Source organism: Prescottella agglutinans (assembly GCF_004011865.1).
GTDB lineage: Bacteria > Actinomycetota > Actinomycetes > Mycobacteriales > Mycobacteriaceae > Prescottella > Prescottella agglutinans.
Genome location: NZ_RKLP01000005.1, coordinates 282,278 through 309,151, shown reverse-complemented (window position 1 = coordinate 309,151; position 26,874 = coordinate 282,278). Strand labels below are relative to the sequence as shown.

27 protein-coding genes are annotated in these 26,874 nt (G+C 70.0%); 12 read left to right on the top strand and 15 right to left on the bottom strand.

The window, feature by feature from the left end; translation table 11 throughout:
• Positions 1 to 25: 25 nt before the first annotated feature.
• A complete protein-coding gene (locus EGT67_RS12085; protein WP_127916312.1) occupies positions 26 to 430 on the top strand; it encodes a VOC family protein in 405 nt (134 codons plus the stop codon).
• Between the two features lie 12 nt (positions 431 to 442).
• Here EGT67_RS12085 and EGT67_RS12080 read toward each other — a convergent pair whose 3' ends face one another.
• Positions 443 to 1,432, bottom strand: a complete 990-nt coding sequence (locus EGT67_RS12080; RefSeq protein ID WP_127916311.1) for a sigma-70 family RNA polymerase sigma factor — start codon at positions 1,430 to 1,432, stop codon at positions 443 to 445.
• 166 nt (positions 1,433 to 1,598) lie between these two features.
• Here EGT67_RS12080 and shbA point away from each other — a divergent pair, with 166 nt between their 5' ends.
• On the top strand, positions 1,599 to 2,216 hold the full coding sequence (shbA, locus tag EGT67_RS12075) for an RNA polymerase sigma factor ShbA (protein ID WP_127916310.1): 618 nt from the start codon (positions 1,599 to 1,601) through the stop codon (positions 2,214 to 2,216).
• A gap of 3 nt (positions 2,217 to 2,219) precedes the next feature.
• On the opposite strand, the gene EGT67_RS12070 is transcribed toward shbA, so the two are convergent.
• Positions 2,220 to 2,840 carry an FHA domain-containing protein gene (locus EGT67_RS12070; protein WP_127916309.1) on the bottom strand — a complete coding sequence of 207 codons (621 nt, stop codon included), beginning with the start codon at positions 2,838 to 2,840 and terminating at the stop codon, positions 2,220 to 2,222.
• Between the two features lie 93 nt (positions 2,841 to 2,933).
• On the opposite strand from EGT67_RS12070, the gene EGT67_RS12065 reads away from it, so the two are divergent.
• The 4 genes from EGT67_RS12065 to EGT67_RS12050 all read left to right on the top strand — a co-directional run bounded on the left by EGT67_RS12065 (position 2,934) and on the right by EGT67_RS12050 (position 6,480).
• Entirely contained in the window at positions 2,934 to 3,776 is an 843-nt protein-coding gene (locus tag EGT67_RS12065) for an alpha/beta hydrolase (RefSeq protein WP_127916308.1), read from the top strand.
• Between the two features lie 9 nt (positions 3,777 to 3,785).
• Positions 3,786 to 4,763 (top strand): alpha/beta fold hydrolase, encoded by a 978-nt coding sequence (locus tag EGT67_RS12060; RefSeq protein WP_127916307.1) that lies wholly within the window; start codon positions 3,786 to 3,788, stop codon positions 4,761 to 4,763.
• A gap of 100 nt (positions 4,764 to 4,863) precedes the next feature.
• The gene (locus EGT67_RS12055; RefSeq protein WP_127916306.1) at positions 4,864 to 5,208 is read left to right on the top strand and encodes a YciI family protein; all 345 of its coding nucleotides are present in this window, start codon (positions 4,864 to 4,866) and stop codon (positions 5,206 to 5,208) included.
• A 6-nt stretch (positions 5,209 to 5,214) separates the two neighbouring features.
• Positions 5,215 to 6,480: an RNA polymerase sigma factor gene (locus EGT67_RS12050; protein WP_127916305.1), complete on the top strand. Its 1,266-nt coding sequence runs from the start codon at positions 5,215 to 5,217 to the stop codon at positions 6,478 to 6,480.
• Between the two features lie 6 nt (positions 6,481 to 6,486).
• Here the strand turns inward: EGT67_RS12050 and EGT67_RS25610 are convergent, their stop codons facing one another.
• The gene (locus EGT67_RS25610) at positions 6,487 to 7,227 is read right to left on the bottom strand and encodes a MerR family transcriptional regulator (RefSeq protein ID WP_164877546.1); all 741 of its coding nucleotides are present in this window, start codon (positions 7,225 to 7,227) and stop codon (positions 6,487 to 6,489) included.
• A 39-nt stretch (positions 7,228 to 7,266) separates the two neighbouring features.
• On the opposite strand from EGT67_RS25610, the gene EGT67_RS12040 reads away from it, so the two are divergent.
• Positions 7,267 to 7,737 carry a DUF6194 family protein gene (locus tag EGT67_RS12040; protein ID WP_127916304.1) on the top strand — a complete coding sequence of 157 codons (471 nt, stop codon included), beginning with the start codon at positions 7,267 to 7,269 and terminating at the stop codon, positions 7,735 to 7,737.
• Positions 7,738 to 7,820: 83 nt separating this feature from the next.
• Positions 7,821 to 9,056 carry a PucR family transcriptional regulator gene (locus EGT67_RS12035; RefSeq protein ID WP_127916303.1) on the top strand — a complete coding sequence of 412 codons (1,236 nt, stop codon included), beginning with the start codon at positions 7,821 to 7,823 and terminating at the stop codon, positions 9,054 to 9,056.
• Positions 9,057 to 9,066: 10 nt separating this feature from the next.
• Here the strand turns inward: EGT67_RS12035 and EGT67_RS12030 are convergent, their stop codons facing one another.
• Positions 9,067 to 9,462: a DUF5313 family protein gene (locus EGT67_RS12030; RefSeq protein ID WP_127916302.1), complete on the bottom strand. Its 396-nt coding sequence runs from the start codon at positions 9,460 to 9,462 to the stop codon at positions 9,067 to 9,069.
• Between the two features lie 35 nt (positions 9,463 to 9,497).
• The gene (locus EGT67_RS12025; protein WP_127916301.1) at positions 9,498 to 9,983 is read right to left on the bottom strand and encodes a MarR family winged helix-turn-helix transcriptional regulator; all 486 of its coding nucleotides are present in this window, start codon (positions 9,981 to 9,983) and stop codon (positions 9,498 to 9,500) included.
• Between the two features lie 169 nt (positions 9,984 to 10,152).
• Between EGT67_RS12025 and EGT67_RS12020 the strand changes: the two genes are divergently transcribed.
• Positions 10,153 to 11,397 (top strand): acyl-CoA dehydrogenase family protein, encoded by a 1,245-nt coding sequence (locus EGT67_RS12020; RefSeq protein ID WP_127916300.1) that lies wholly within the window; start codon positions 10,153 to 10,155, stop codon positions 11,395 to 11,397.
• Between the two features lie 59 nt (positions 11,398 to 11,456).
• On the opposite strand, the gene EGT67_RS12015 is transcribed toward EGT67_RS12020, so the two are convergent.
• Positions 11,457 to 12,218: a 3-hydroxyacyl-CoA dehydrogenase gene (locus tag EGT67_RS12015; RefSeq protein WP_127916299.1), complete on the bottom strand. Its 762-nt coding sequence runs from the start codon at positions 12,216 to 12,218 to the stop codon at positions 11,457 to 11,459.
• 28 nt (positions 12,219 to 12,246) lie between these two features.
• The gene (locus EGT67_RS12010) at positions 12,247 to 13,440 is read right to left on the bottom strand and encodes a thiolase family protein (RefSeq protein WP_127916298.1); all 1,194 of its coding nucleotides are present in this window, start codon (positions 13,438 to 13,440) and stop codon (positions 12,247 to 12,249) included.
• Between the two features lie 337 nt (positions 13,441 to 13,777).
• Here EGT67_RS12010 and EGT67_RS12005 point away from each other — a divergent pair, with 337 nt between their 5' ends.
• Positions 13,778 to 14,389 carry a TetR/AcrR family transcriptional regulator gene (locus EGT67_RS12005; protein WP_127916375.1) on the top strand — a complete coding sequence of 204 codons (612 nt, stop codon included), beginning with the start codon at positions 13,778 to 13,780 and terminating at the stop codon, positions 14,387 to 14,389.
• Positions 14,390 to 14,456: 67 nt separating this feature from the next.
• Here the strand turns inward: EGT67_RS12005 and EGT67_RS12000 are convergent, their stop codons facing one another.
• Complete coding sequence (locus EGT67_RS12000) at positions 14,457 to 15,665, bottom strand: M20 metallopeptidase family protein (protein ID WP_127916297.1); 1,209 nt, start codon at positions 15,663 to 15,665, stop codon at positions 14,457 to 14,459.
• A gap of 95 nt (positions 15,666 to 15,760) precedes the next feature.
• Between EGT67_RS12000 and EGT67_RS11995 the strand changes: the two genes are divergently transcribed.
• Positions 15,761 to 16,789 carry an Lrp/AsnC family transcriptional regulator gene (locus EGT67_RS11995; protein WP_241565986.1) on the top strand — a complete coding sequence of 343 codons (1,029 nt, stop codon included), beginning with the start codon at positions 15,761 to 15,763 and terminating at the stop codon, positions 16,787 to 16,789.
• A gap of 95 nt (positions 16,790 to 16,884) precedes the next feature.
• The gene (locus EGT67_RS11990) at positions 16,885 to 17,601 is read left to right on the top strand and encodes a maleylpyruvate isomerase family mycothiol-dependent enzyme (protein ID WP_127916295.1); all 717 of its coding nucleotides are present in this window, start codon (positions 16,885 to 16,887) and stop codon (positions 17,599 to 17,601) included.
• 72 nt (positions 17,602 to 17,673) lie between these two features.
• On the opposite strand, the gene EGT67_RS11985 is transcribed toward EGT67_RS11990, so the two are convergent.
• The 7 genes from EGT67_RS11985 to hutH form a co-directional block, all read right to left on the bottom strand.
• Positions 17,674 to 18,594 (bottom strand): patatin-like phospholipase family protein, encoded by a 921-nt coding sequence (locus EGT67_RS11985; RefSeq protein WP_127916294.1) that lies wholly within the window; start codon positions 18,592 to 18,594, stop codon positions 17,674 to 17,676.
• Positions 18,595 to 18,929: 335 nt separating this feature from the next.
• The gene (hutG, locus tag EGT67_RS11980; protein ID WP_127916374.1) at positions 18,930 to 19,895 is read right to left on the bottom strand and encodes a formimidoylglutamase; all 966 of its coding nucleotides are present in this window, start codon (positions 19,893 to 19,895) and stop codon (positions 18,930 to 18,932) included.
• A 30-nt stretch (positions 19,896 to 19,925) separates the two neighbouring features.
• Positions 19,926 to 21,119, bottom strand: a complete 1,194-nt coding sequence (gene hutI / locus EGT67_RS11975) for an imidazolonepropionase (RefSeq protein WP_127916293.1) — start codon at positions 21,117 to 21,119, stop codon at positions 19,926 to 19,928.
• A gap of 47 nt (positions 21,120 to 21,166) precedes the next feature.
• The gene (locus EGT67_RS11970; protein ID WP_127916292.1) at positions 21,167 to 22,606 is read right to left on the bottom strand and encodes a purine-cytosine permease family protein; all 1,440 of its coding nucleotides are present in this window, start codon (positions 22,604 to 22,606) and stop codon (positions 21,167 to 21,169) included.
• Between the two features lie 176 nt (positions 22,607 to 22,782).
• On the bottom strand, positions 22,783 to 24,147 hold the full coding sequence (locus EGT67_RS11965) for an FAD-binding oxidoreductase (protein WP_127916291.1): 1,365 nt from the start codon (positions 24,145 to 24,147) through the stop codon (positions 22,783 to 22,785).
• 13 nt (positions 24,148 to 24,160) lie between these two features.
• Positions 24,161 to 25,237 (bottom strand): histidinol-phosphate transaminase, encoded by a 1,077-nt coding sequence (locus EGT67_RS11960; RefSeq protein ID WP_127916290.1) that lies wholly within the window; start codon positions 25,235 to 25,237, stop codon positions 24,161 to 24,163.
• Positions 25,234 to 26,793: a histidine ammonia-lyase gene (hutH, locus tag EGT67_RS11955; protein ID WP_127916289.1), complete on the bottom strand. Its 1,560-nt coding sequence runs from the start codon at positions 26,791 to 26,793 to the stop codon at positions 25,234 to 25,236. Before hutH ends, EGT67_RS11960 begins: the two co-directional genes overlap by 4 nt.
• Positions 26,794 to 26,874: the final 81 nt, after the last annotated feature.

Below are 26,874 nucleotides of genomic sequence, written 5' to 3'. Positions count from 1 at the left end.
ACCGTCACCCGAGTCAGGAGTTGCCATGTCCCGTCTGATCTTCGTCAACCTGCCCGTCGAGAACGTCGCCGCCAGCCGTGCGTTCTTCGGCGGACTCGGCTTCGAGTTCAACGAACAGTTCTGCGACGAGAACACCGCCTGCATGGCGATCAACGACTCGGCGTGGATCATGATGCTCGAGAAGGACCGGTTCCGGGACTTCATCAAGGACGACGTCTGCGACACCACGAAGAGCCGCGAGGTGCTCACCTGCATCTCCGCCGACAGCCGCGCGGGGGTCGACGCGCTGGTCGACGCCGCCGTCGCGGCCGGTGGTTCGAAGTGGATGGACCCGCAGGATCACGGGTTCATGTACGGCCGCTCGTTCCGTGACCTCGACAACCACGTGTGGGAGGTCATGTGGATGGATCCGGCCGCCGCGGGGCAGTGACCGCGGCGACGGTCACACACGCTCGGGCAGGCCGAACCTGGCGAACAGGTCGGTGTCGAAGAAGCACGTGACGTGCGCGACCCCGCGCTCGGTGATGTCGAGTACGTGCAGCTGGAACGGCCGGTGGACGCCGTCCTCGCCGCGCATGTACAGGCCGAGCGCGGGCTGACCGTTGGCCGACGACGGCAGCAGGCGCATGTCGCCCGCGGCCTCCGACGGGCACTTCTCCTTGACCAGCCGGGCGATGTCGGCGCCGCCGACGTACCAGCCGACGAAGGGCGGCATCTCCCAGATCGCGTCCCGGGTGAACAGGTCGACGAGTCCGTCGATGTCGTACCGCTCGAACCCGTCGACGTAGCGGCGCAGCAGTTCACGGGCGTCGTCGGACTCGGGCTCGACGAGCGCGTCCGGGTTCGGGGTGGCCTCGGCCAGCTGTGCGCGGGCGCGTTGCAGCAGGCTGTTGACGGCGGCGGTGGAGGTGCCGAGCGCCTCGGCGACCTCGGCGGCCTTCCACTGCAACACGTCGCGCAGGACCAGCACCGCGCGCTGTCGCGCCGACAGGTGCTGCAGCGCCGCGACGAACGCCAGCCGCACCGACTCGCGGGCTCCGACGACCGTCGCGGGATCGTCGGCACCCCAACCGGTGTCTCCCCACACCATCGAATCCGGGATGGGCTCGAGCCACGGCACCTCGCCGCGCTCGACCAGGTCGTCGGACGGATCGGAACTCGGCGCGCCCAGGCCGGTGGGCAGCGGGCGGCGGGCGCGGCCCTCGAGCGCCGTCAGGCACGTGTTGGTGGCGATCCGATGCAGCCAGGTGCGGATCGACGCGCGCCCGTCGAACTTCGCGTAGCCGCGCCACGCGCGCACCATCGTTTCCTGCAGGAGATCCTCGGCGTCGTGGATCGATCCGGCCATGCGGTAGCAGTGCGCAAGTAGTTCGCGCCGATAAGGATCTGCCGCCGTGAGGAATTCGTCGTCCAGGCTCTGCCCTACGGTCATGCCCCGAACTCTAGTGGCGGACGCCGACAAGCGGAGGTGAGCGGAACCGCGGCAGCCGGCGCGGGTGCGGGACTCCCACCCGAGGGTGCCTGTCGACGCGTCCGATCCCGGCCGAGGATCGAAGACGTGGGACGGCCGACCGCGCCCCCCCGGTGAGGAGACCGACATGTACGGGAATGTCTGCACATCAACACGAATCGGCGAGATGTCGGCCGCCCACGCCAGGGAGGCGCTGGTGGAGTGGGTGCCGCGCGCGGTCGCGGGTGAGCGTGAGGCGCGGGAACGGGTGGTCGCGGTGGTCTACCCGCTGGTGCGACGCTACTGCTTCGCGCGGCTGGGACGCGGCGCGCTGCGGGCCGTGGCCGAGGACGTCGCCCACGAGACGTGTGTCGCGTTGATGACCGCCCTGCCGCGCTACAGCGACCAGGGCTCGTCGTTCCTGACGTACGTGTACGCGATCGCCGGGCACAAGGTGATCGACGCCCGCCGCGCCGCCGGCCGGACGTGCGCGCCGCTCGAGGACGCCGGCGACGTGGCCTGCCCGAACGCGGGTCCGGAGGAACGCCTGATCGAGGTCGAGTCCGGCGAGCAGGCGCGGGAACTCGTCGAGTCCCTGCCCCCGCGCTATCGCGAGATCGTGGTGATGCGGTTGGTGTGGGGGATGTCGGCGGCGGAGACGGCCGACGCGCTCGGCACCACGCCCGGCGCGGTCCGGGTCGCGCAGCACCGCGCGCTCGGCAGGCTGCGGACGCGCCTGCGGCAGGCGTCGGACGTCGCGGCGTGAGCGTCACAGGTCGTGCTCGGTGATCACGCCGCTGTGCAGCGCCTTCTCGACGAGCCGCAGACGCTTCTGGTTCTGCGGGAGCTTCTCGACGCCGAATTTCGAGAACAGGGCCCGCAGGTGCGTCTTGACCGCGTCGACGCTGAGGAACACCTCGTCCGCGATCTCCTGATTCGACGCGGGGTTCGCGAATGTCGCGTTGTGCTTGTACGGCCGGCACAGCGCGACCAGGATCGAGCGCTGCGTCGGCGTCAGTGAACGCACCGACGGCATCTCCGCCGCGACCCGGGTGGGCTCGCCGCCCTGACCGGACAGATCGCGGAACACGAATGCGGACTTACCGATCCGGATACTGTCGCCGTTGCGCAACCGTCGCCGGCCCGAGATCCGCTCGCCGTTGACGAAGGTGCCGTTACGGGAGAGCCCGTCGTCGACGATGGTCCAGTCGGTGCCGATCCACTCGAACGTGGCGTGCAGGCGGGAGACCTCCGGGTCCGACGTCAGCGCGACGTCGGCGTCGGGCGAGCGACCCACCGTCACCCGTGGTGTGTCGATGGACAGCGTCAGCTCGTGCGGGCACCCCGTCTGGTCGGTGTACCGCAGGTAGGGGGCTTCCGTGATACTCATTGCGGCTCCTGTGGGGACACCTTCATCGTGCCGCCCGCACATCGCGCTGACAAGCGCCCACACGATGCCGCGAATCGACCTAGACTCGCATTCGTGCAGCACACAGAGTCGGAGTTCACCGGGGTGCACGGCACCCGCATCGCGTACGACGTGTGGCGACCGGACGGTGCGCCGACCGGTGTCCTGCTGCTCGCGCACGGCCTGGGCGAGCACGCGCGTCGCTACGACCACGTCGTCGAGCGCCTGGTCGGGCTCGGGTTGGTGGTCTACGCGCCGGATCATCGCGGCCACGGCCGCTCGGGCGGCAAGCGGATCGAACTGCACGACTGGTCCGAGTTCATCGACGACCTGCACCAACTGTCGGCGATCGCGGTCACCGAGAACCCGGGGCTGCAGCGGTTCCTGCTGGGGCACAGCATGGGCGGCGCGATCGCGCTCACCTACGCGCTGGACCACCCGGACGAACTCGCCGGCCTGATCCTGTCGGCGCCCGCGGTCGTGGTGGCCAAGGGCAAGCCCAAGTTCGTGATCGAGATCGGCAAGATCGTCGGACGCTTCGCACCGGGTGTCCCGGTCGAGACCCTCGACCCGAAGTCCGTCTCCCGCGACCCCGCGGTGGTGGCGGCGTACGAGTCCGACCCGCTGGTCTATCACGGAAAGGTCAAGGCGGGCATCGCCCGTGGCATGATCACCGCGGCCGAGAGCTTCCCGGCGCGGCTGCCGTCGCTCACGATGCCGACGCTCGTCCTGCACGGCACCGACGACCGACTCGCCGACGTCTCCGGCAGCCGGATGATCGCCGAGCGGGCCGGATCGAAGGACCTCACGTTGAAGACCTACGACGGCCTGTTCCACGAGGTGTTCAACGAGCCTGAGCAGGAGAAGGTGCTCGACGACCTCGTGGATTGGCTCCGTCCGCGGCTTCGGGTGACATAGTCTCCCGAAATGACCGATCCCGCCAGCACACTGACCCACCGGACCGTTCACGTCGGCGACATCGACATGCACATCGCCGAGCAGGGACAGGGCGAGCCGATCGTGCTGTGTCACGGCTTCCCCGGGCTCTGGTTCAGCTGGCGCCACCAGCTGTCCGCGCTCTCGGCGGCGGGCTACCGGGTGATCGCGCCGGACATGCGCGGCTACGGCCGCACCGATGCACCGTCGGACCCGCGCGCCTACGACCGCCGGCACACCGTCGACGACATGGTCGGCCTGCTCGACGCGCTCGGCATCGAACAGGCGGTGTTCGCGGGCCACGACTTCGGTGCGCAGCTGGTGTGGGACCTGCCGAACTGGGCGCCGGGGCGGGTGCGCGCGCTCATGCAGCTCAGCGTCCCGCGCATGCCGCGTCAGCCGATCCAGCCGACGATCGGATTCCGCTACCTGGCCTCCCGGCACTTCGTGCACCTGCACTACTTCCAGGAGTACGGTCCGGCCGATCGGGAACTGGGCGGCAACCCGCGGGAGTTCCTGGCCAAGATCTTCCACGCGCTCAGCGGCGCCAACCGCTACCTCGACTGCTGGGACTTCCCGTCGGAGGGCAACGGCTACCTCGACGTGCTGCCGGAGCCGCCGGCGTTGCCGTGGTCGTGGCTGACCGAGGACGAATTCGGCTACTACGTGGACGAGTTCACGCGCACCGGGTTCACCGGCGGGCTCAACTGGTACCGCGCCGACGACTACGTGTGGGAGCAGAACGAGGAACTGCACGGCCGCCCGATCACCGTCCCCACGACGTTCATCGCCGGCGCGAAGGACCCGGTGCTCGAGATGATGGGCGAGAACCCGTTCGAGACGATGGCAGCGATGGTGCCCGGTCTGCGCTCGACGCACGTGATCCCCGACGTCGGGCACTTCGTGCAGATGGAGGCGGCCGAGCAGGTCAACACCGCGATGCTCGAGTTCCTGCGCGGGCTCGACTGACGGCGCGCGAGAAAGTTCGTCGGCGCTGTCCTTCCGGGGTCTCCTCGTTCGTCGTCATGGTGTACCGCAACAACGAGCACCTCTCGAGGAGGAACCGATCATGAAGTATCTGCTGCTGATCAACGCCGAATCCGCCGACGCCGCGAGTGGCTGCACCCCCGAGGACTGGATGGTCTACGACAAGCAGGTCAGGGACGCCGGCATCTATGTCTCGGGGGAGTCGCTGGCCGACCTGACCACCGCGACCAGTGTGCAGGTGGGGGAGGACGGCGCCCGCACCATCACCACCGACGGGCCGTTCGCCGAGACCCGTGAGGTGCTGGGCGGGTTCTACGTCATCGACGTGCCCGACCTCGACGTCGCGCTCGACTGGGCGGCACGGTGCCCGGGATCGCGCGGCGGCGGCCGGATCGTGGTGCGCCCCATCGCCGACTTCGGGAACTGACGACCGATGGAACGGGCGGGCAGCGGCCGCGCCGCCGACGCGGAGACGTCCGTCGAGGCGGTCTTCCGCGAGGAGCGCGGCCGTCTGCTCGCCGCCTTGGTCGGCCGGTTCGGGGACCTCGACCTGGCCGAGGAGGCCACGTCGGAGGCGATCGAATCGGCGCTGCGGCACTGGCCGGTGGACGGGGTGCCGGCCAAGCCCGGGGCCTGGCTCCTGACGACCGCGCGGCGCCGGGCCGTCGACCGGTTGCGTCGGGACCGGGTGCTCGCGGCGAGGATCGCGGTGCTGCAGGTGGAGGCGGATCGCGCCGATCCCGCTACGCCCGCGGACGCGAGCGGGGAGTTGCCCGACGAGCGGCTGCAGCTGTTCTTCACGTGCGCGCACCCGGCGCTGCCACCCGAGGACCGGACTGCGCTGACGCTGCGCTGCCTCGCCGGTCTCACGACACCCGAGGTGGCGCGGGCCTTCCTGGTGCCGACCACGACGATGGCGAAGCGGATCACGCGGGCCAAGAAGCGGATCCGGGATCTCCGGATCCCCTTCCGCGTTCCCGGAGCCGACGAGCTGCCGCAGCGGCTGCCCGGCGTCCTGCAGGTGCTGTACTCGATCTTCACCGAGGGATACGCGGCTAGCGCCGGACCTCGGTTGCAGCGTCTCGACGTCGCCGAGGAAGCGATCCGGCTGACCCGCGTCCTGCACCGACTGTTGCCGGACGAACGTGAGGTGGCGGGGCTCCTGGCGCTCATGCTGCTCGTCCACGCGCGTCGCGGGGCCCGCACCGGCCCGGGCGGCGAACTGGTGCTGCTGGGCGATCAGGATCGCACCGACTGGGACCGCGCGATGATCGACGAGGGCAGCGAACTGGTGTTGATCGCGCTCACCGGAGGCCCGCCCGGGGCCTACGGTGTCCAGGCCGCGATCGCCGCGCTGCACGACGAGGCCCCCGACGTCGCGGGCACCGACTGGCCGCAGATCGTGTCCCTGTACGACGTCCTGCTCCGGATCGTGCCGTCGCCCGTCGTCGCGTTGAACCGCGCGGTCGCGGTCGCGATGCGGGACGGCCCCGAGGCGGGTCTCACGCTGCTCGACGGCCTGGCCGACGAACCGCGTCTGCGCGCGCACCACCCGTACGAGGCGGCGCGTGCGGAACTGCTGATCCGTCTCGGGCGCAGCCTCGAGGCCGCCGAGGCGTACCGGCGTGCGCTGGGTCTGGCCGGCACCGAACCCGAGCGCGAGTATCTGCGGCGCCGACTCGGTGAGGCGGAGGGCTGACCTTTGTCACGCCGTCCCGGCTGACTCGATGAGCTCTGCCAACAGGGCGCCCGCGCGCAGAAGGGCCAGTGCGCGTCGGGCGATGGCCTCCACTCGCGTGTCGAGCGCGGCGAGGGAGTGGCTCACGTCGTCGAGGTCGCGGACCGCCGTGATCGCCTTCTGTACGTCCGGGATGCGGTAGCCACTGGCCCGGAGGGCCGCGGTGATGCGTGCTTCCCGGATGGCGGTCAGGGTGTAGCGCCGCGCGGTCCCCGCTCGCGTGCCGACCCGGTCGGGTGTCACCAAACCGACCTTCTCCCAGAAGCGGAGTGTGGACGCTTTGACTCCGAGTGCCTGCGACAACTCCGTGATGGTCATGGAGTCGCCGTCGACGGGTTCAGCGTCGGTTGTCGCTTCGGCTCGGATCGACTCCAACGCCGAGCGTGCTGCGAGGGCCTGCTCGCGCTCGCCGTTGAGCCGAGCATGGAACCCACAGATCAATGCAGCCCCCCGATCGGGCGGCTGGAGTCGAATCTCCCGCATCGCTCGTCGCGCATCGACAGGTCCCACCGCGTGTGCGAGGTCGCGATACGCGCGAAGGGCGCGGACGTGGGCCGCGGAGAACTGCCGGTACCCGTTGCGCGACCTGGCTGCCGCAGGGATCACGCCCAAGGCCTCCAGGTCTCGAACCTGTTGCACGGAGTAGCCCGTCGCTGCCGCGACGGCAGCGGTGCTCACCGGTGAGGCTGAGTCGTCAGTGCCGATCATGCGAACCCTCCACAAGCACTTCAACTGCATGCTCGAACCATGAGTATGGAGCAACTTCTCGAGACGATCCGAGCGTTCGACGGGGTGTTCGAGCTCGCCCCCGGCGAGGGCAGTGTCTTCCCCGAGATCGCCTGGGGCGATCACTTCTTCTACTACGCGCCCGATGGCCAAGTGCCACAGCGTCAGCAGCCCTACGCCACCATCGTCACGAAGAACTATCCCGACGATGCCTCGAGCGACCTCGACCGCCCCGATCGTTGGCGAGTGAACATCCACGTCGGCACCGATGCGTTCGTCGATCTCCTCGGCGAGAACCCCCGTGACGGGGGGACACCCAGGGACCACACCGCGACCGACACCGTCCTTCCTCACCCGCTGTATCGGGCGCAAGGCTGGGTTTCGATCGTCAACCCGGGCGCCGTCACACACGCATTGGCGATCAGCCTCCTGCAACAGGCACACGACGATGCCGAGCGCCGGGCGCTGCGCCGCAGCGCCGACCGCGAATAGGCCGCGGGGGCCGGGGTGACGGTGGCGCAACGGACGCCGCGATCCGTGGCTCCGTGCCGAATCGTCGGCGTATCGTTCGGCCCATGCCGTCGAAAGACGACCGGCACCGTCCGGAGGCCGGCGCCGCGGTGATCGCAATCCTGGATCGATTCGACGCCAGGCTCGACTCGCTGGCCCACGGGAGGAAGCTCCCGGTTCGCGAGGGCAGGCACGGTGTCCCCGTCGATTCGCATCCGGAACTGTTGCGGCGCAGCACCCGTCGATTCTTCGAAGTGGCCGCCCGCGCGATCCGGGAGAACCGGACTTTCAGCGCCGCCGAATTGCGTCCGATCTGTGAGGGCGCCGTCCAGGCGGCGGCCGACGGGGCGTCGTTGGCCGCGGTGCTCCACAACTGGCACCGTTTCGGGCGCACGCTCCTCGACGAATGCCGCGCCGCCGCAGCGGGGGAGCGCGCGGCCGGGCTGGTGGAGATCGGCGCGGCGGTCCTGCGCCTGCAGGAGACCATCACGTGCGCGGTGGTCGAATCCTACGAGAGCGAGCGGATCGCTTTGGACGGCGACGAGAAGTCGTCCCGGGAGTTGTTGGCGCGGCTGTTGCTGGCCGGGCAGGACGCCGACCCGACCGCGCGCTGGTGCGGCATCGAACTGGCCGACGAGTACTCGGTCCTGACCCTGTACCGCGCTGATGCGCAACAGGATCCGGCCGCGCGGTGGTCGGCGGACACGAGAACGGCGCGGGTGCTCGATCGCAACGGCCCCCCGCCGGTGCTGGGCGTCCTCGAGCCGGACGGCGGCACGCTGTTGGTGCCGCACAAGGTCGGCGGCGACATCGACTGGTACCGCCGGGCGGTCGCCCTGACCGAGTCGATCTCGGCCGCGGTCGACTCGCCCGTCACCGGTGCCGTGACCGAGCCGGTCACGCGTGCCCGGATAGCGGATTCGGTGCGGCTCGCCGGTGAGCTGCTGTTGTTGGCGCGGCGGCTCGGCTGCGACCCCGGGGTGTATCAGCTCAAGGACCTGGCGTTGCCGTTCCAGCTGTCCAGGCCGACGGAGGGGCGGCAGTACCTGGCGGACTGGTTGCTGCCGCTCGATCCGTACCCGGAACTAGTCGAGACCCTCGACGCGTATCTGCATCACGATCTCGACCGCGGGCGAACGGCCCGGGCGCTCGACGTGCACCCCAACACGGTGAACAACCGGCTGGGCCGGATCCGGGATCTCGCGGGGGTCGATCCGAGCTGCTACGAGGGCATCATGGCGCTCGGGTCGGCGCTGGACGCGCGCCGGGCCCGGGGCTGGGAGCCGGGCGGGTCCGGGTGATCGGCCCGCACTAGATCGTGTGCGGGTGTGCCTTCTCGTACGCGGCCTTCTCGGCGTGCTGTCGAGCGACCTTCTTCGGGTTCTCGAGGTCGGGGTCCAGGCCGTGCTTCTCGAGGCGGCGACGCCGGTTCTGCTCCATGTAGGCCGCCGAGAAGAACAGCGCCAGGAACACACCCAGCAGGACCATCGAGCCACGCAGCCACAACGGGCCGGGGAACAGGAAGAACGCGGCGAAGATGGGGAGGAACGGCACCATGCTGCGGATCATGTGCCGGGGCACCGCCCAGTCGCCGATGAGGTCGTTGCGGACCCAGTCCTGCATCGAATCGGGCAGCTTGCGGCCGCAGGAGTACCCGATCCACTGCAGCGGGTTGGGGCGGCGATGGACCTTCTTGTTGCTGGTCATGTCCGGTGTACCTGTTCCTGTCTGGAGGGGCGGGTTCACTCGTGCAGGGCGCCGGCGCGCAGGGCAGCGGCGTTGACGCGGGTGAGGACGGAGTGGAGTTCTTCGAGTTCGGCGAGGCTGACACCGAGGCGCTGGACCACGGCACCGGGAATGCGTTCGGCCCGGGCGCGCAGGGCCTTCCCGGCGTCGGTCAGTTCGACGATCAACTGGCGTTCGTCGGAACTGCTGCGGGTGCGGGTGATCAGCCCGCTCGACTCGAGCCGCTTGAGGAGCGGCGACAGGGTGGGTGAGTCGAGTTGGAGGGCCTGCCCGATCTCCTTGACCGACATCGGCGCGTTCCCCCACAGGGCGAGCATCACGAGGTACTGCGGGTGCGTCAGACCCATGGGCTCGAGGAGGGGGCGGTAGACCGCGAGAACCGCGCGGTTGGCCACCGCGAGCGCGAAGCACACCTGGCGGTCGAGGGCCAGGGGGTCGGCGTCGCCCCAGTCGATGTCCTGTTCTGCGGTGGTCGCGGTCATGGAAATGAATAATACACGATTAAGTCGTGCACTAACTAAATGTGATCGGGGACGCCCGGAGTGGACAAATGAGAACGCGTTCTATATGTGTGGATGTGATGGTCGCCACGCGGCGGCCCGGCCTGTTCCGCTGGCCGCCACCTCGATCGCACCGACTGGAGTTCACGACATGTACGAGTGGTCCGACACCGACCTGATGTTCCGCGATGCCCTTCGCGGCTTCATCGACAAGGAGATCAAGCCGCACGTCGACAAGCTCGAGAGCGGTGAGCTTCCCCCGTTCGAGATCATCCGCAAGATGTACGCCACCTTCGGCATGGACGAGATGGCCAGCGAGGCCCTCGAGAAGGCCTTCGCGAAGGAAGAGGCGAAGGAGCGCGGCGAGACCGTCCCCGAGTCCGGCGAGAAGTCCGGTGGTTTCAGCGGCGCCGGCAGCATGGGCGTCATCCTCAACAGCGAACTGGCCGGTGTGAGCCTGGGCCTGGTCGCGTCGATGGGCGTGAGCCTGGGGCTGACCGTCGGCACCCTGCGCAGCCGCGGCACGCTGGCACAGAAGAAGCGCTGGCTGCCCGGGCTGGTCACGATGGAGAAGGTGGGCGCCTGGGCCATCACCGAGCCCGACTCCGGCTCGGACGCCTTCGGCGGCATGAAGTCGTACGTCCGCCGCGACGGCGAGGACTACATCCTCAACGGCCAGAAGACGTTCATCACCAACGGCCCGTACGCCGACGTCACGATCGTCTACGCCAAGCTCGACGAGGGTGATCCGTCGGTCGACCGCCGCGACCGCAAGGTGCTCGGCTTCGTCCTCGACAAGGGCATGGAGGGCTTCACGCAGAGCCCGGCGTTCAAGAAGATGGGCATGAACTCCTCGCCCACCGGCGAACTGTTCTTCGACAACGTGCGCATCACGAAGGACCGGCTGCTCGGCGAGACGGAGAACCCGGCCAAGGGTGACGGCAAGGAGAGCGCGAAGGAGTCGTTCGCGGCCGAGCGCATCGGCATCGCGTCGCTCGCGCTGGGCATCATCAACGAGTGCCAGCGGCTGTGCATCGACTACGCGAAGAACCGCAAGCTGTGGGGCAAGGAGATCGCGCAGTTCCAGCTCATCCAGCTCAAGCTGGCCGAGATGGAGGTCGCCCGCCTCAACGTGCAGAACATGGTGTTCAACGCGATCGAGCGCACCGCAGCGGGCAACAAGGTCACGCTCGCCGAGGCGTCGGCGATGAAGCTGTACTCGTCGCGTGCCGCGACCGAGGTGGCGATGGAGGCCGTGCAGCTGTTCGGCGGCAACGGCTACATGGCCGAGTACAAGGTGGAGCAGCTCGCGCGTGACGCCAAGTCGCTCATGATCTACGCCGGCTCCAACGAGATCCAGGTGACCCACATCGCGAAGGGTCTGCTGGCCAAGTGAGTCGCGCTCCGGTCCGCGCGGGTGCCGCGCGGACCGGAGACCGCCTCATGTCGCGACGATCAGCGCGGTGCCATGCGGATGGCGCCGTCGAGGCGGATCACCTCGCCGTTGAGCATGGGGTTGGAGACGATGTGCGCGGCGAGGGCGCCGTACTCGGCGGGATCGCCGAGGCGCGACGGGTGGGGCACCTGCTGGCCGAGCGAGGCCTGCGCGGCTTCCGGCAGACCGGCGAGGAGCGGGGTCTTGAACAGGCCGGGAGCGATGGTGACCACGCGGATGAGCAGCGAGGCGAGGTCGCGGGCGATCGGCAGGGTCATGCCGACGACGCCGCCCTTGGAGGCGGAGTAGGCGGCCTGACCGATCTGGCCGTCGAACGCGGCGACGGAGGCGGTGTTGATGATGACGCCGCGCTCGCCGTCGATCGGCTCGGTCTTCGAGATGCGCTCGGCGGCCAGACGGATCACGTTGAACGTGCCGACGAGATTGATGTTGATCACGCGGCTGAAGTCGGCGAGGGGGAACGCGCCGTTCTTGCCGACCGTCTTCATGGCGTTGCCGATGCCGGCGCAGTTGACGGTGACGCGCAGCGGGCCGAGGGATTCCGCCAGGTCGAGGGCAGCGGTGACGGAGGCCTCGTCGGTCACGTCGCCGGCGGCGAAGCGGACGCGGTCGCCGAGTTCCTTGGCGACGGTCTCGCCGTTCGACGAGGGCAGGTCGAGGATGACGACGCTGGCGCCCTGCTCGTGGAGGGCCTTGACGGTGGCGAGGCCGAGGCCGGAGGCGCCGCCGGTGACGAGTGCGACGCTGTCGTTGACGATCATGTGTGTTCCTTTCGAATGTGCTTGTGGTTCAGATTCGTTCGATGATGGTGGCGTTCGCCATCCCGGCGCCCTCGCACATGGTCTGCAGACCGTAGCGTCCGCCGGTGGCTTCGAGGTGATTCACGAGCGTCGTGAGCAGGCGGGTGCCGGAGGAGCCGAGGGCGTGGCCGAGCGCGATCGCCCCGCCGCGGGGGTTGAGCTTGGCGGGATCGGCGCCGAATTCGTGCGCCCACATCAGCGGGACGGGGGCGAAGGCCTCGTTGACCTCGTAGGCGTCGATGTCGTCGATGCCGAGTCCCGCCCGGGCGAGGACCTTGTGGGTGGCCGGAATCGGTGCCGTGAGCATGTACACCGGGTCGTCGCCGGCGACCGCGAACGAATGGAACCGGGCGCGCGGGGTCAGGCCCAGCTTGTTCGCCATGTCCTCGCTCATGATCAGCACCGCGGAGGCGCCGTCGGTCAGGGGCGACGAGTTGCCGGGGGTGATGTGCCACTGGGCGTCGGGGAACCGCTGCGCGAACGCGTCCGTGCGGAACGACGGCCTCAGACCGGCCAACCCTTCGGCCGTGGTGGCGGCGCGGACCGTCTCGTCCACGGCGTGCTCGATCGTCTCGCCCGTCCCGGTGGTGACGTCGGTCGGCACGATCTCGGCGTCGAAGAATCCGGATGCGATCGCGGCCGCCGCGCGGCGGTGCGACTCGGCCGAGTAGGCGTCGAGGGTGGCCCGGTCGAGCTTCCACTTCGCGGCGACCAATTCGGCCGAGATGCCCTGGTGGACAAGACCTTCCGGGTATCGCGCGGCGATGCCCGGCCCGGCCGTGTCCTGGCCGATGGGAGACGTGCCCATGGGGATCCGGCTCATCGATTCGACGCCGCACGCGATGACGATGTCGTAGGCACCGGCGATGACGCCCTGCGCGGCGAAGTGCGCGGCCTGCTGGCTCGATCCGCACTGCCGGTCGATGGTGGTGGCCGGAACGGACTCGGGGAATCCGGCCGAGAGCAGCGCGGTACGGGTGATGTTGACGGCCTGCTCGCCGACCTGCTGGACGCAGCCGCCGATGACGTCGTCGACCATCGCGGGATCGAGATCGTTGCGGTCGACGAGCGCGTGGAGCACCTCGGCGAGCATCTCGACCGGATGCGTGCCGGAGAGGGCGCCGCCCGGCTTGCCCTTGCCGGATGCGAGGCGGACGGCGTCGACGATGACAGCGTTCGTCATGGGAGTTCCTTTCGGATGCGTGGCCCCACGAGACTCCTCCGGATAATCCTGCCTACTTAACGATCGCTAAATTGCTACCATGGCTGGCAGGGGAGATCAATGGGCGGCCCTATCTATCGCACGCTAAGTGCGGGTCGCATCCCCGCGGTCGACCTCTCGTGATCGTGGGCGGGGCGTCCGTCCCGCCGCGTCGGAGTAGGCCGGAAGTCGAACCGAGCCCGAGTAGTCTCGGACCGTCAGCAAGCGTGAACGACAGATATGGGGTCAGGTGGCGAAGTTGTCGACGGACGTGGCCGAAGGGGTCGAGGGTCCCACCGACTGGCGCAGTGTCGAGCGGATGGAACTGACCCCCATCCTGTCGGCGGCGCTCGACGCGTTCTACGAGTCGGGCTTCCACGGAGCATCCGTCCGGGACATCGCCCGTCGGGTCGGGGTCACCGTCCCCTCGCTGTACTACCACCATCAGAGCAAGGAGGGGTTGCTCATCGCGCTCCTCGAACTCTCCACCGGCGGCCTGCGTTCGCGGGCCCTCGCAGCGAACGCCGCCGGCGACGGCGATCCGGTTCAGCGCCTGACGAATGTGATCTTCACGATCGTGCTGCAGATGACGAACCGCGCGCGGCTGGCCGCCCTCGAAGGCGAGGCGCGGTACCTGGGTCCGGAGAACTGGGACCGGTACCGCGCGATGCGGAAGGGCATCGAGGGCCTGGTGCTCGACATCGTGCACGACGGAAACTCGGCCGGGGACTTCGACGCGGACGATCCCGCCGAGACCACCCGGGCGATTCTCGGTATGTGCCAGGCGATTCCCCGCTGGTACCACGCGGAGGGCATCCACAGCCCGGAAGTGGTCGCGCGGAAGTACGTCGGGATCGCCCTCCGGATGGTCGGCGCCACCCGTGCCCCGGACATGCCCACGAGTTCGGGGCCGACCGACCGCGCCTACTAGGCGCGGTCGATCCGGACCTCGGCGAACGACCTCGTCGAGACGGTGATGCGCCGCCCCTGATCGGTGATCAGGACGCCACCACGTCCGGTCGGGCGAGGCGGCGGAGTGCCAGTTCGCCGTAGAGGGCCGCGCCGTCGCCGAGCACGCTGTCGTCGAATTCGGCGAGCGGCGAGTGGTTGTACGCCGCCGTGGTGGGATCGCGGTCGGTGGGGCACGCGCCGAGGAACACGAACGCGCCTGGGACCTCGTCGAGCACTCGCGAGAAGTCCTCGGAACCGGTCGCCGGCTGCGGCGACCACGCGAACCGCTCCGGGCCGTGCACCTCGGCGACCACGTCGGCGACGAACTCGGCCTCGGTGTCGTCGTTGACGGTCACCGGGTACTGCTCGACGTAGTCGACGTCCACGTCGAGGCCGTGCGCGGCCGCGATGCCCGAGCACACGCGGATGATCCCCGCGCGGGCCTTCTCGCGGGTCTCCGGCGCGAAGGTACGCACCGTGACGTCGAAGCGGGCGTCGTCGGGGATGACGTTGGCGGCGGTCCCGGCGTGGAAGGAGCCCACCGTGACCACGACCGGGTCGAACGGCGCGAACGAGCGCGCCGCGAACGTCTGCAGCGCCGTCACCATCTCGCACGCCGCCGGAATGGGGTCGAGCGTCGCGTGCGGTGCCGAGCCGTGTCCGCCGCGTCCGAGCACCGTCACCCGGACGACGTCGCTGGCCGCCATCAACGGTCCGCGGCGCGTGACGAACACCCCGCGCGGCGGCATCGACGCGCTGACGTGCAGTCCGTATGCCGCCACCGGTCGGGAGCCGGAAGCCTCGAGCACACCTTCCTCCAGCATCAGGCCGGCGCCGTCGAAGCCCTCCTCCCCGGGTTGGAACATGAAGACGACGTCACCGGCGAGGTGCTCGCGCCGCGCGGACAGCAGGTGGGCGGCGCCGGCCAGCATGGACGTGTGCAGGTCGTGGCCGCACGCGTGCATCTGCCCGGGGATGCGCGACGCGTAGTCGACGCTCGCGCGTTCGCCGACGGGGAGGGCGTCCATGTCGCCGCGCAGCAGCACGGTGGGGCCGGGGCGTGACCCGCGGAGGACCGCCGTCACGGACGTCAGTCCGGTCCCGGTGGCGATCTCGAGCGGCAGTCCGTCCAGGGCGGCGAGGACCTTCTCCTGGGTGCGCGGAAGATGCAGGCCCACTTCGGGTTCGGCGTGCAGCGTGCGCCGGAGCCGAACCAGATCGTCGTGCAGTGCGTGTGCGTCCTCGGCGAGCGACACGGAGGGCTCCTCTCTCGGTGGTGCCCGCGGTGCAGCGGGTTCAGGCATGATGCACACGACGTGCACAACTCCCCGACGAAATGCAGGATTCTTTCGTGAGCGAACCGGATTCTCAGAAATCTGACGGCCTCGACGAGATCGATCTGCGCCTGGTCAACGTGCTCCAGTTCGAGCCGCGGGCCTCGTGGTCGAAGGTGGGCGGCGCACTCGGCATCGATCCGGTGACCGCGTCGCGGCGTTGGGCCCGACTGGTCACCTCCGGATCGGCCTGGGTCACGGCGCACCCCGCCGGACCGCAGACCGCGGCGCTCGTCGAGGTCGAGTGTGTGGCGGGCGAGGCGGAGGTGACCGCCGAGATCCTGTCCCGCCGGGCGCACGTGCTCACCGTCGAGCACACGAGCGGTGCCCGCGACCTGCTGCTGACGGTCAGCGTCGCCGACCTGGCGGCACTGTCCCGGATGGTGCTGCACATCGAGAAGCTGTCCGGAATCCGCTCGACCAGAACACATCTCGTGATCCGCCCGTACGCGATGGGTGGGGATTGGCAGCTCCGGGCGCTCGACGCCGACCAGCGGGGCCAACTCGACGCGCACGGGCGTCGGGGTCAGTCGTCGCTGCAGCCGCTCGACACCGTCGACCGACGACTGATCACCGCCCTCTTCCACGACGGGCGAGCCTCGCTGACCGACATCGCTGCCCGACTCGACTGCAGCGTCAGCACCGCGCGGCGCAGGCTGAACGCCCTGCTCGGCCGGAGCGCGCTGCTGCTGCGCTGCGACGTCGCGCAGCCCCTGTCCGGGTGGCCGGTGTCGGTGTGGATGTGGGCGCACGTCCCGGTCGACGAGTGCGACGACGTCGCGCGCCGACTGGTCGCCCTGCCCGAGACGCGGGCGTGCCTCGTCCTCACCGGCGCGCCGGCCAACTTCTTCTACTCGGTCTGGGTCCGCTCCCTCGAGGACGTGCACCGCGTCGAGCAACTCCTGCGGCGGATCGCGCCGTCCCTCGAGATCCTCGACCGCACCGTGACACTGCGGTTCTTCAAGCGCATGGGGCGCATCCTCGACGAGAACGGCCGCAGCGTCGAGAGCGTGCCGATGGACATCTGGTCGGATCCGGTGGATTGACGGTTGGGGCTTCGAGGGCGCAAGCCCGCGCGCCACGTCGGGGACGGGGATACGGTCGAGGTGAGCATCGAGACCGTCGTCGAGTAGGAGCGTCAGTGGCCTTCAACGATCTGGACCTGTCCGAGCGGTTGGACATCGCGCGCGAGGGCACCGCGTACTTCGCGCAGCGGCTCGCGGCGCTCCCGGACGAGGATCTGTCCGGTCCGAGCCTGCTCGACGGCTGGACCCGCAAGCACCTCGTCGGGCACGTCGGCTACAACGCGGCCGCGTTGTGCCGGCTCCTGGACTGGGCGGCGACCGGTGTCGAGACGCCCATGTACGAGTCGATGGAGCAGCGGGCCCGGGAGATCGACGAGGGCGCCGCCCTCAGCGCCGGTTCGTTGCGGAACTTGTTCGCCGAGAGGGCAGCTCAGCTCGACGAGAAGTGGCGGCATCTGCCCGGGCAGGCGTGGGATGCGCAGGTGCGGACCGCACAGGGACGCATGGTGCCGGCGTCGGAGACGGCCTGGATGCGCAGCCGCGAGGTGTGGATCCACACCGTCGACCTCGGCAACGGCGGACGGTTCGAGGACTTCCCGGACGTGGTGCTCGGCTCGCTGCTCGACGACATCGTCGGCATGTGGCGACGCACGGGCGACGGCGCGGGATTGGTCCTCGAGGTGGACGATCGCCGGTTCGTCGTCGTGGAGGACGGTCCGCCGATCACCGACACGGTCGCGGGTCCGCTCGCGGCCGTGGTCCGTTGGGCCTCGGGTCGTGGGGCGAGCGGGCTCACGGCTGGAGCCGATCGACTGCCGCCGCGCTGGCTCTAGGACGCCCGACGAACGGGCCGCCGATCGCGCGGGAGGATGATTGCGCGATCGGCGGGGCCGGTTCTGCGAGCGTCAGTTCCAGAACGCGGTGAGCTGCTCGGCCAAGGCCCTGCCTTGGTCGTAACCGGCTCGCGCGGCGGGCGGACGCAGCGACAGATCCATGGCATTGGCGCCGAACATGTACTCGGAGTCGCTGCCCGGGAAGATCGTTTCGACTCTGCTGCCGTGCGCGCGTAGTTCGTCGACCTGCGTCGCCAGGTCGAGGCCCCACTCCGACGGCGTCCGTGTCCGGCCGCCGAAGGGCGAGAGCACCAGCACCCGCTTGTATCCGCCTGCCAGATCAGCGTTCTCGGCGTTGGAACGGTAGCCGCCGTCGATGTACCGACGGTCCCCGATCCTGTAGGCGAAGCCACTGGAACAGCTGGCGGCGACGGCATCCACCAGATCCACCCCACTGCGGCCGTCGAACACCGCCGGTTCGCCGGTCTCGGCGTCGACCGCCGTGACGAGCAACGGCCGCTGCGGCCAATGCTGACCGGGAATGCGTGCAGCAACCGTTGCACGCCAATGGTTCTGCCTGGAATCGTCCGACGTGCCATCCAAGTCGAGTGCCGCCGCGCCCATTCTGCGGCGCATGTCGGCCGGATCCGTGGCGGAAGCGATGATCTTGCTCGTTCTCGCCATGTGGTCCGACACCGGCCTGGCCGGAACGCGTCGTGGATCGGGTCCGGCCGGATGGGTGCGGTGTGGGGGAGGGGAGGTCAGGACGGCGGCGAGTAGTTCGGTCGGCGTTGCGCCCGCCAGCTGGGCGGCGGCTGTCGAGCCGGCCGAGGTCCCGACGGTCAGGTCGGCGGTGGTCACGTCGAGCCCGGCCTCGAACAGCCCGGCGACGACGCCGATCAGCCACGCATTGCCGGTAGATCCGCCGCCACCGAGGACCAGCGCTCGCTCGCCTGCGGCACGCTGAGGGATCGAGGAAGGAGTTGTATTCATGGGAGTCGCCTTTCGCGAATTGCCTTGTACGGCGCTCCCAATGGCGACTAGGTCAGTCGCGTGATCGTGGGCTGCGGGGGAGCACCCAGCGCGGATACTGCGTTCACGGGTCTCACCTCCTGTCTACGGGCCACGATTCCAAGGGCGGACGTTAGCACGCGGTGACGCGGGTGCGCAGGTGAGTTTCGAGTGGAGGCCTCGCCCGCGACCGCGGCACAGCCGACAACGGCACAACGACAACCGTGCAACTCCCGAAACCACTGCAGCCGACACCCTGGAAGAGGGTGCCGGCTACAGGGGAGGGGGAATAGCGGCTCGAGCGGTGAGGGCCTGCGTCAGGCTTCCGGCGGAACGTGGCCGGCGACGATGCGGTGGATCAGCCGCGCAGCGGTCCGCGCCGTGCGGCTGTCGACGTCGAGGGTCGGGTTGAGCTCGGCGACGTCGACGACCGCCAGCTTGCCGCTCGCGGTCACCCGATCGCACACCCGCTGGATGATCTCGAGCGGCACACCGTAGGCCGCGGGCGCGCTGACGCCGGGAGCGACGGCGGCGGGCAGGACGTCGAGGTCGATCGTCAGGTACACGAGGTCGACGTCGTCGAGGAAGGCGGTGACGAACTCGTCGACCCGCTCCCGATCGGCCACGCCGCAGTGCTCGTCCAGCAGGTACCGCACGCCGAGGCGGTGTGCGGTCTCGAACAGGGTGTTGGTGTTGCTCGGTTGGCTGATGCCGATCACGTCGTAGCGGTGGCCGGTGCCCGCGGCCTCCTCGGCCTCGGCGATCTGTCGGAACGGCGTGCCGGAGCTGGGAACCGGGTCGTTGCGCAGGTCGAAGTGAGCGTCGAGATTGAGGATGCCGAGTCGGGGGTGCCGACCCCGCAACTGCGAGCCGGCAACGCCCAGGTAGGTGCCGTAGGCGACCTCGTGACCGCCGCCGAGGACGACGGGCAGCCGTCCGGCGTCGAGCGCCGTGGTCACGGCGGCGCCGAGCGCCTCCTGGCCCGCCTCGAGTTGGTCACCCGTCACGGCGACCGTTCCCGCGTCGGACAGCGTCGTCTCGTTCTCCAACGCCATCGAGGACAGGGCCTTGCGGAGCGCGTCGGGGCCGGCGGCGGCGCCCTGGCGCCCCTTGTTGCGTCGCACGCCCTCGTCGCTGGCGAACCCGATCAGGACCGTGCCGGTGCCCGAGCCCGGGCGGTACGGCGTGACGGCCTGGTGCCAGCGGAGGTGCTCGGGTCCGGTGCCATCGGTCCGGCCGGACCACGGCCGGGGCGCGATGTCGACGGTGATGTGGTTGGTCATCTCAGACATGTCAGATCCCAGTTCGGTCGATCAGTTCGTGGCGGTAGCGAGGACGCCGCCCTTGAACACCTCGCGGATCAGCGGCACACCCGGACGGTAGGCGAGGTGCAGGTACGACGGTGCGTCGAGCGCGATCGCGTCGGCCCGGGCACCGATGCGCAGGCTGCCGACGTCCTCGCGCTGCAGGGCGCGGGCGCCACCGGCGGTCGCGGCCCACACGGCCTCGGCGGGCGTCATGTGCATGTCCCGGACGGCGATGGCGATGCAGAACGGCAGGCTGGTGGTGTAGCAGGTGCCGGGGTTGCAGTCCGCGCCGAGCGCCACGGTGACACCGGCGTCGAGGAGCGCGCGGGCGCCGGGGTACTGGTTGCGGGTGGAGAAGTCCGCGCCGGGGAGCAGGGTCGCGACGGTGTTGCTGCCGGCGAGCGCGTCGATGTCCGCGTCGGTGACGTAGGTGACGTGGTCCACCGAGGCGGCGCCCATCTCGACGGCCAGCTGCACGCCCGGGCCCTCGCCGAGCTGGTTGCCGTGCACGCGGGGGATCAGGCCGTGCGCGACGCCGGCGGTGAGGACGGCGCGCGACTGCTCGAGGTTGAACGCGCCGCGCTCGCAGAACACGTCGATCCACTTCGCGTACGGAGCGCACGCCGGGATCATCTCGTCGACGGCCATCGTCACGTACTCGTCGGCGCGGCCCGCGTACTCGGGCGGCGGCACGTGCGCGGCCAGCAGGGTGACCTCGTCGGTGAACCGGCTCGCGACCTGGACGCTGCGCAGCTCGTCCCGGGCGCTCTGGCCGTAACCGCTCTTGATCTCGACGGTGGTGCTGCCCGAGCGCAGCGACTCGTCGAGCAGCCGCTGCACGTTCGCGGCGAGCTGCTCGTCGCTCGCGGTCCGCGTCGCCTCGATCGTGGTGCGGATGCCGCCCGCCGCGTACTTCTCGCCCGCCATGCGTGCGGCGAACTCCTCGGCCCGCTCGCCCGCGAACACCAGGTGCGAGTGGCTCTCGACGAAGCCGGGCAGCACGGCCCGGCCGCCGAGGTCGTGTCCGGCGTCGGCCGCCGGGGCGTCCGCGGAGTCACCGACCCACGCGACCACGCCGTCCTCGAAGACGACCGCTGCATCGTGTCGGACACCCAGCGCCCCCTCGCCCAGTGAGGGGTCGTTGGTGACGAGGGTTCCGATGTTCGTCAGTGCGGTGGTCCGGGGACCGGTCGTGGTCACGTGAGGCTCCTAGGTCGGGAGGGAATGCGGTTGGACGGTGGCCGGGCTCAGACCCGGCTGTCGACCATCGCGGTGTGGGCGGGGTAGATCATTTCGCTGGGCGGGTTGTTCGTCCGCTTGGCGACCGGGTAGTAGATCAGGCCGGTGAACACGATGCCGACGATCCACGAGATGTCCGCGCCGCCGAGCATGTCGGTGATCGGGCCGGTGTACATCTTCTGCGCGAGGAACGGGATCTGCGCGAGCACGCCGACGACGTAGACGAGCAGGGCCGGGACGTTCCAGGCTCCGTAGCGCCCCTTCGGGTCGTAGAGCGCCGGGATGTCGATGCGCTCCTTCGAGATCAGGTAGTAGTCGATCAGGTTGATTGCGCTCCACGGCGTGAACACCATGAGCAGCACCAGGACGAAGTTCTTGAAGTTGTCCAGGAAGTCCGCGCTCGCCGCGATCGCGATGAACATCGAGGCGACGGTGAACCCGAGGATGTACAGCGTGCGGGCCTTGGTGGAGATCTGCGAGCGGCCGTCGAACGCGGTGACGGTGGTGAGGATCGACATGAATCCGCCGTACGCGTTGAGGACGTTGACGGTCAGCTTGCCGACCACGATCACCAGGTAGATCAGGAAGGCGATGATCGCCGGGCCGGCGAGGTCGCCCATGAAGCCGACCTGGTTGCCGAGGAATGCCTTTCCAGCGACGGCCGCGGTGAGCGCGCCGAAGGTCATCGACCACTGCGATCCGATAACGCTGCCGAGGAACGTCGACCAGAACGTGGTGCGCTCGCTGGTCTCGCGGGGCAGGTAGCGGGAGTAGTCGGCCACGTACGGGCCGAAGGTGAGCTGCCATCCGGCGCCCAGGGAGATCGCCAGCAGGAAGGTCACGACGTCGAAGTCGACGGTTCCGACGTAGTTCGCGACGTCGTACTCCATGAACAGTCGCACGGCCAGGTAGGTGAAGCCGATGACGCCGACGACCGTGGCGATGCGGCCGACGATGTGGATCAGCTTGTAGCCGGTGACCGCGACGAACGCGGTGAGCAACCCGAAGATCACGATGCCGACCTTGGCGTTGTCGATGCCGAGCACCTTGTTCACGGCCTGGCCGGCCAGGACGGTGCCGGTGGCGGCGAACCCGAGGTACATCAGGATCACGAGCACGAGCGGGATGACCGCGCCCTTGACGCCGAACTGGGCGCGGCTCGAGATCATCTGCGGCAGGCCCATCCGGGGGCCCTGCGCCGAGTGGAGCGCCATCACGGCGCCGCCGAAGACGTTGCCGATCAGCAGGCCCAGGATCGCCCAGAGCGCGTCGGCGCCGAACACGACGGCCAGGGCGCCGTCGACGACGGCCGTGATCTGCATGTTCGCGCCGAACCACAGCGTGAACTGGCTACGGGGAGTGCCGTGGCGCTCATTGTCGGGGACGACGTCGATGGTGCGCCGCTCGGGGGTGAGGAGCACCTCGGATGTGCTGCCGTCGTGTGTCATGGGGCCTGTTCTTTCTGCTGATCCCACCGTGCGGCGGGGTCGACTTCCGGGGGTGATGCCCACCTTCTTCGTGCTTGTGCGCTGGATCACGCCATGTCAGTGCAAAATGTATAGGCCTGTATATACAGGTCTGTCAACATTCGGTTTGTATTCGGATTGTTTCGCCTGGTCGCCGGTCAGAAGCCCTTCCCCGGATTCATCAGACCGAGCGGATCGAACGCGGCTTTCACCGCGTGATGGATGTCCAAACCAGCCTCTCCCACTTCGAGCGCCATCCAGCGTCGCTTCAACACGCCGACGCCGTGCTCACCAGTAAGCGTGCCACCCAGGTCGAGAGCGCGTCGGAACACCTCGTCGGCGGCCGTCCAGACGGCGTCCGGGACCGACCCGTCGGCGAGGCGGTCGAACACGAACGTCGGGTGCACGTTGCCGTCCCCGGCGTGTGCGACCGTCATCACGGTCACGGCGTGCCGCCGCGAGATCTCCTCGATCGACTCGACCATCTCCGGCAACCGCGAGCGCGGCACCCCGACGTCCTCGACCAGGCACTGCCCGAGGCGCTCGGCCGCCGGGTACGCCAGGCGGCGAATCTCGAGCAACTGCGCCGACTCGGCGGGGTCCCGGGAGACCGCGACGAAGTCCGCGCCCGCCTCGGTGAAGTGCCGTTCGATCGCGGTGGCGGCCTCGTCGGCGTCGGGTCCGTCGGCCTGGGCGATGAGCATCGCCTCGGTCCCGGGCTCGAGGCCGATGCGCTTCCACTCGTCGATCGCCGCCAGCGTGGCGCGGTCGATCAGTTCGAGCAGGCTCGGCCCGATCCCGGCACGAACCACCGCGGCGACGGCGTCCGCGGCCGCGCGCAGCGAGCCGAAGCTGCCGACGATCGTCGCCGGTTCCCGGGGCGGGCGCGGGCGCAGGCGGACCGTCGCGCTCGTGACGATCCCGAGGGTGCCCTCGGAGCCGACCAGCAGCCCGGTGAGGTCGTAGCCGGCGACGCCCTTGACGGTGCGGTGCCCGGTGCGCAGGATCCGGCCGTCGGCCAGCACCACCTCGAGACCCAGCACCGAATCCCGGGTCACGCCGTACTTGACGCAGCGCAGTCCGCCGGCATTGGTGGCGATGTTCCCGCCGATCGTCGAGATCTGGTAGCTGCTCGGGTCCGGGGCGTACATCAGCCCGTGCTCGGCGGCCGCCCCGTCGAGGTCGGCGTTGACGACACCGGCCTGCACCACCGCGAGCTGATCGGCCGCGTTCAGTTCGACGATGGTGCGCATGGCCGCGGTGGACACCACCAGGCAGCCGTCGATCGCGGTGGCGCCGCCGGCCAGGCCGCTGCCCGCGCCGCGGGGGACCACCGGAACGCGATGGGCGGTGGCCCATTTCATGGCGGCGACGACGTCCTCGGCGGAATCCGCGATCAGCACGGCGAGGGGCCGGCCGGGGGTCGCGAGGTGCGCCTCGTCGCGGGTGTAGGCGTCCATGACGTCGGGATCGGTGACGAGCCGGCTCGAGCCGAGGGCGTCGGCGAGGGCGGTGAGAGACATCGGGTTCCTCGTATCAGTTCTGTCGGTCTGCGGTGAAGGCGTCGACGGCGGCGAGCACAGCATCCTCGGCGTCGCGGTCGCCGACGGTCACCCGCACGCCCTCGCCGGAGAACGCGCGCACGGACACCCCGTGCGCGACGCAGGCGGCGTCGAGGGAAGCGGCCTGGTCGCCCACCGGGATCCAGACGAAGTTTCCTCCGCTGGCGGGGGTTTCGATGCCCCGGTCGGCGAGTCCCGTGCGCAGGTGCCGGCGTCCGGCCCGGACCGACTCCACGATCCGGTCGGTGTGCCCGGGGTCGGTGAGCGCGGCGCACGCCGCGGCCTCGGCGACCGAGCTCAGGCCGAACGGCGGGGCGGCGGCGTGCAACGGGGCGGCGACGGCGGAGTCGGCGACCGCGTACCCCACGCGCAGGCCGGCCAGGCCGTAGGCCTTCGAGAACGTCCGGAGCACCACCACGTTCGGGTACTCGCGCAGCAGTTCCACGCCATCGACCTGCTCCTCGGCGAACTCGCGGTACGCCTCGTCGAGGATCACCAGGACGTCCGAGGGCACGTGGTCGAGCAGTCGCCGCAACTCGGTCTCGGTGAGTTCGGTGCCCGTCGGATTGTTCGGGTTGCACACCAGCACCGCGCGGGTGTCGGGCGTCACCGCCGCGATCATCGCATCGACGTCGTGCCGGTGCGCCGCGTCCAGCGGCACCGGAACGGCTGTGGCGCCGGCGATCCCGATGAGAATGGGATACGCCTCGTAGCTGCGCCACGCGTGGACCACCTCGGTGCCGGGACCGGTGAAGGCGGTGAGGACCTGTTGCAGCAGTGCCAGCGAACCGGCGCCGGTCAGCACCGCGTCGGCCGGCACGGACAGGCGCTCGGCCAGGGCCGCGACCAGGTCGTCGGCGAACAGCGTCGGGTAGAGGTGTCCGTGTGCGCCCTTGCGGGCGATCGCCTCGACGACGGCCGGGGACGGCGCGATGGTGGATTCGTTGCTCGACGCGCGCCAGCGGACCGTCGCGGCACCCGAGGCCCGCGAATACGCGGGCAGCGCGTCGATCTCGGGTCGGGCCCGGGGCAGGCCGATCGAGCGGGTCACTGCAGGGCGCCGATCTCGTGCTCGGCGGCCGCGACCAGCGCGCCGGACGCGGCGAGTGCGACGGCCCGGTCGATCTCGGGGGCGAGGAAGCGGTCGGTGCCCGGACCGGGAACGCTCTCGCGGAGCGTGCGGACCACCGCGCCCGTGCCCGGCGCGGGCTGCAGCGGCGCGCGAAGATCGATACCCCGTGCCGCGGTGAGGATCTCGATGGCGAGCACCCGGGTGAGTCCGTCCACGGCGCGGCGGAGCTTCCGGGCGCCGGACCACCCCATCGAGACGTGATCCTCCTGCATCGCGGACGACGGAATGGAGTCGACGCTCGCCGGCGCCGCCAACCGCTTGAGCTCGGAGACGATCGCGGCCTGCGTGTACTGCGCGATCATCAGCCCGCTGTCCACGCCGGGATCGTCGGCCAGGAACGGCGGCAGGCCGTGATTGCGGGCGACGTCGAGGAACCGGTCGGTCCGGCGCTCGCTGATGCTCGCGACGTCGGCCGCGACGATCGCGAGGAAGTCGAGGACGTAGGCCACGGGGGCGCCGTGGAAGTTGCCGTTCGACTCCACCCGGCCGTCGAGGGTGACGACGGGGTTGTCGACCGCCGACGCGAGTTCGCGGTGCGCGACCGTGCGGGCGTGCTCGACGGTGTCCCGCGCGCCGCCGGCCACCTGCGGTGCGCAGCGCAGCGAGTAGGCGTCCTGCACGCGGGTGTCCTCGGGGCCGGCGTGGCTCGCGACGATCGGCGAATCGGCCAGCAGGCGAGCCATGTTGGCGGCGGCCGCGGCCTGTCCGGGGTGCGGGCGCAGCGCCTGCAGGTCCGCCGCGAACACCCGGTCGGTGCCGAGCAGGCCCTCGACGCTCATCGCGGCCGCGATGTCGGCGAGCTTGAGCAGGTGGTCGAGATCGGTGACGGCGAGCGCGAGCTGGCCGAGCATGCCGTCGGTGCCGTTGATGAGGGCCAGGCCCTCCTTCTCGGCGAGGACGACCGGGCTCAGGCCGTGCTCGGCGAGCGCGTCGGCGGCGTCGAGCAGCCGTCCGTCCGCGGTGCGGACCGTGCCCTCCCCGGTCACCGCGAGCGCGACGTGCGCGAGCGGGGCGAGGTCGCCGGAGCAGCCGAGGCTGCCGAACTCGTGGACCACCGGCGTGATCCCGGCGGTGAGCAGGTCGGCGTACGCCTGCGCGACCTCGGGGCGCACGCCGGTGCGTCCGGTCGCGAGCGTGGACAGGCGCAGCAGCATCAGCGCCCGCACGACCTCGCGCTCCACCTCGGGTCCGGACCCGGCGGCGTGCGAGCGGATCAGGCTGCGCTGCAGCTGGGTCCGCAGCTCCTGCGGGATGTGCCGGGTGGCGAGCGCGCCGAAGCCCGTCGAGACGCCGTACACCGGGCGGGGGTCGACGGCGAGGTCCTCGATGCGTCGGCGCGAGCGCGCGATCTCGGCGAGGGCGTCGTCGGTGAGGCGCACCCCGTGGCCGCGGCGGGCGACGTCGACGACGTCCTGGACGGTGACGGGTCCGAGTCCGACGTCGACGATGTCGGTGGACTGGGCGGTGAGGGTCATGGGGACTCCGAAGGCAGGGACGGCCGGGCGGTCGCGACGGATCCGCAGCCGTGACGAATATGTCTCGTATACGAGACCATA